This window comes from Streptococcus mitis (genome assembly GCF_001579035.1).
Taxonomy (GTDB): Bacteria; Bacillota; Bacilli; order Lactobacillales; family Streptococcaceae; genus Streptococcus; species Streptococcus mitis_J.
Genome location: NZ_KQ970289.1, coordinates 108,560 through 111,954, shown reverse-complemented (window position 1 = coordinate 111,954; position 3,395 = coordinate 108,560). Strand labels below are relative to the sequence as shown.

At 39.0% G+C, this 3,395-nt stretch carries 4 protein-coding genes; all 4 read right to left on the bottom strand.

Features of this window, described 5'->3' with window-relative positions:
• Nucleotides 1-59: 59 nt before the first annotated feature.
• Nucleotides 60-938: an SDR family NAD(P)-dependent oxidoreductase gene (locus SMIDD26_RS07785; protein ID WP_061439749.1), complete on the bottom strand. Its 879-nt coding sequence runs from the start codon at nt 936-938 to the stop codon at nt 60-62.
• A 1-nt stretch (nt 939) separates the two neighbouring features.
• On the bottom strand, nt 940-1,776 hold the full coding sequence (locus SMIDD26_RS07780; RefSeq protein WP_061439748.1) for an alpha/beta fold hydrolase: 837 nt from the start codon (nt 1,774-1,776) through the stop codon (nt 940-942).
• Nucleotides 1,777-1,789: 13 nt separating this feature from the next.
• The gene (locus SMIDD26_RS07775; protein ID WP_061439747.1) at nt 1,790-2,794 is read right to left on the bottom strand and encodes an NADP-dependent oxidoreductase; all 1,005 of its coding nucleotides are present in this window, start codon (nt 2,792-2,794) and stop codon (nt 1,790-1,792) included.
• 91 nt (nt 2,795-2,885) lie between these two features.
• Nucleotides 2,886-3,317, bottom strand: a complete 432-nt coding sequence (locus tag SMIDD26_RS07770; RefSeq protein ID WP_061439746.1) for an Rrf2 family transcriptional regulator — start codon at nt 3,315-3,317, stop codon at nt 2,886-2,888.
• Nucleotides 3,318-3,395: the final 78 nt, after the last annotated feature.

The window sequence follows — 3,395 nt, the reverse complement described above, 5'->3', positions numbered from 1 at the left end:
AAGTTATTTCTCCTAAAGAAAAAGTTCTCTTTCTAGCAAAATGGAAAGAGAACTTTTTTCTAATTTATCTGAGAATGTTTCTGTTTAAACAACTCAATTTTATCATTACAGTAATTGATTAAATCTCGAGCTTTCTCAAAAGTATAGCCTTTTTCAGATACAGATTTCACTTTCTTCTCATCAAAATAGTAGCCAGTCAAGCCCCTGACTTCTTCTGATAATGTAAGATAGTAGCCTGTTTCGATTCCCTCGTCTAGATTTTTGGAAAATGACTTCATCAAGTGTCCGAAGAGAGATTTTTTCGTCTTTTCATCACTGGAATCATTCCCCAAGTTGGTTGAAATCAAGCCTGGATGATAGGCATTGATGGTGATGCTTGAACCTCTTAAAAAGAAGTCTCTGGCTAGATAGCGTGTCATCCAAATAGTGTAAAGTTTGGAATTATTGTAGGCTAAACTAGGATTGTAATTTTTCTCAAATCCAAAGTCCAAATCCTTGACCTTGGCAAAATGATGCATATAGGAAGAAGTATTAATGACACGGCCGTCAGCCGCTTTTTCTAACAAGGGACTTAGCTCAGTTGTTAAAATATAAGGAACCAGGACGGATAACATAAAAGTCAACTCGACATTTTCAGCACTCGCTTTTCGTTCTTTTCCTACATACAGGCCTGCATTATTAAACAAGACATCAATACTTTGAAAGTTTCGCTTGATTTCCTCTACAAATTGATAAACATCGTCTAATTTGGAAAAATCTGCCAAGTAGCTAGAAACTCTGCCTCTCAAGGAAACTGCCCGAACCTCTTGAAGCGCTAGCTCAAGTTTTTGAGGATTTCGACCATGGAGGATGATATGATAGCCTTCACTAGCCAATTTCTTTGCCAAATGTTTACCGATACCGTCAGTAGCACCTGTAATCAGAATCGTTTTGACCATCTTAGTCCTCCAAGAAAGTCAGTAGTTCTTTTGAAAATTCGTCTGCATATTGGAATATCGAACCGTGGCCAGCATTTGGATAGATAATCAGTTTACTATCTTTTATTTTTTCATGCATATCATAAGAATTTTCCGTTGGAACCTGCATATCCTTATCCCCGTTGACGATTAAGGTTGGTTGAGTGATAAATGTTAGGTCGTCCTGCGAATCTTTCCCCCAACGTTTAATAGCTTTGAGTTGAGTTAGGAATCCTGATACGTTCATGTCTTTATCCGCAAATTCCTCTGTTCTCATCCCCATTCGTCCTAGGACTTTTAAAGCTTCAATCTTTCCTTGTTCATCATGATTATAGAAGATATAGCGTTTAGGATCGATGCGCTCGAGTCCAGCTTTAAACATATAGTTAAAGGTTTTCCCTGTGACCTTATCGACCTCTTTTCCACCTCGAGGTCCTGTTCCAGCCAAGATTAAACGATTGACTAGAGTAGGATTTATTCGGATGATTTCTTGGGCAATCATACCTCCCATAGAAAGGCCAAGAAGATTGATTTTATCGTAACCAAGCGCTTTCACAAAGTCAATTGTCTGCTCAGCCATTCCAGGAATCGTCGAAGCAACTTTGCCCTGACTGGCCCCAACACCTGGAAGGTCGACTACAATCACATGGTGCTTTTCAGCAATCAAGTCCAAGAGTTTTGGATCCCAGTTATCGAGAGTTGCTGCCAAATGGACCAGCATCAGAAGAGGTAGTTTTGATTTGCCTTTACTAAGTTCGCGATAAGCGATTTTGTTGCCGTCGACTGTGATGTATTGATTTTTTGTAGTAAGATATGACATTGTGTTTTCCTTTTTATTTCTTAAAGCTGAGGACTGTTTTTCCACGTGAGCGACCATTAGCGACCTTGTCTAAGGTGCTATTTACCTCTTCAAATGGATAAATTGTATCGATAGAGGGTTTGATTTCTAATTTAATAAAGAGGTCAGCTACCTCTTGTAATTGAGCGCCATTGCTTTCTACAAAGATAAAATGGTAGTGGACGCCATATTTTTCCGCCATTTTATCAAATTTGCGACCTGCTAAGCCAAGAATAATCTGTTTCCATTTTGGTAGATTCATGCGTTTGGCAAAGGCACCGTTTGGCATGGCACGAAGTGAAACAAGCTGACCACCTTTTTTCATGATAGACATTTGTTTTTCAGTTTCAGCTCCACCGAGAGTATCGAGGACATAATCCACCTGGCTAACAGTTTTTGTATAATCCTCTGTTTTGTAATCGATAAATCTATCTGCTCCTAGTTTCAACACACGCTCAGCACTATCTCCAGAACCGTTGGTAATGACTTTCAAACCTTTGGCCTTGGCAATCGGAATGGCCATTCCACCGACACCACCAGTCCCACCAGAAATAAAGATCGTTTTCCCAGCTTGAGCGCCCATGAGTTCAAGAGCCTGTATAATGGTCAAGGCAGTAAGAGGAACAGCAGCAGCCTCCTCGTCTGATAGATAGTCTGGAACCTTGGCTAAGGCTTGGCTATCGACAGCTACGTATTCTGCAAAGGCGCCGATATGATCAAGTGGCAGACGGCCAAAGATACGGTCTCCTACCTGAAAGTTGTCAACTTGCTTGCCAATGCTTTCAACGATTCCAACCACTTCGTTACCTGCAGTTTGAGGAAGTTTGTAAGGAACAATCATCTTGACCTCACCACGAGAAATCATGTTATCGAGAGGATTAACACCAGCTGCGGTGACTTTCACCAAGACTTGTTTGTCTGTAATACTTGGTTTAGCGATTTCTGTGATGTTCAGTGTGATATTGTTTTTGTTATAAGTAGTGTGTTGTGCGGCTTTCATTGTCTTATCTTTTCTTTTTTAATATAATTCAATAGACTTGTATTTGATACAAGTTCATGTTGTTTCCAGTAAAAACTGACTTGTTATCAAATCAGTTTCGGACTTGTTTAGCTTGTTTATATAGATTGTCAATGACATCTTCTAAAGTTTGATTTGCTAATTCTTTCTCTAATTGAGATTCGGCACTAGCGAAAAGTGGTGAAACTGCTCCTTGGATATGTTTTCCAACGGGACAATCGGGATTACTATTTTGATGAACAGGGAATAAACTAATGTGATTGATTTCTTGAGTAGCATAGTAGATCTCTAGTAAAGTCATTTTCTTTGGAGACTTACTGAGTTGATAGCCTGTTTTTCCTTGATGGGAATGAATCAAATCTGCATTTTTCAACAAGGCAATCACCTTTCGAATGTAACTAGCGTTAGTCCCAACACTAATAGCTAGTACTTGAGAACTTAAGGTTTCCTTGCTTTCACTAATCATTGTTAAGATATGCAAAGCAACTGAAAATTTTGTATCCATATGAACTCCTTTTTCGATAAACTTGTATCATATACAAGAACAAGTGTAGCATAAATTAAAAGAAAAGCAAGACTTTTG

Coding starts and splice junctions, on each gene's coding strand:
- SMIDD26_RS07785 (WP_061439749.1), bottom strand. CDS start 938: ATGGTCAAAACGATTCTGATTACAGGTGCTACTGACGGTATCGGTAAA.
- SMIDD26_RS07780 (WP_061439748.1), bottom strand. CDS start 1,776: ATGTCATATCTTACTACAAAAAATCAATACATCACAGTCGACGGCAAC.
- SMIDD26_RS07775 (WP_061439747.1), bottom strand. CDS start 2,794: ATGAAAGCCGCACAACACACTACTTATAACAAAAACAATATCACACTG.
- SMIDD26_RS07770 (WP_061439746.1), bottom strand. CDS start 3,317: ATGGATACAAAATTTTCAGTTGCTTTGCATATCTTAACAATGATTAGT.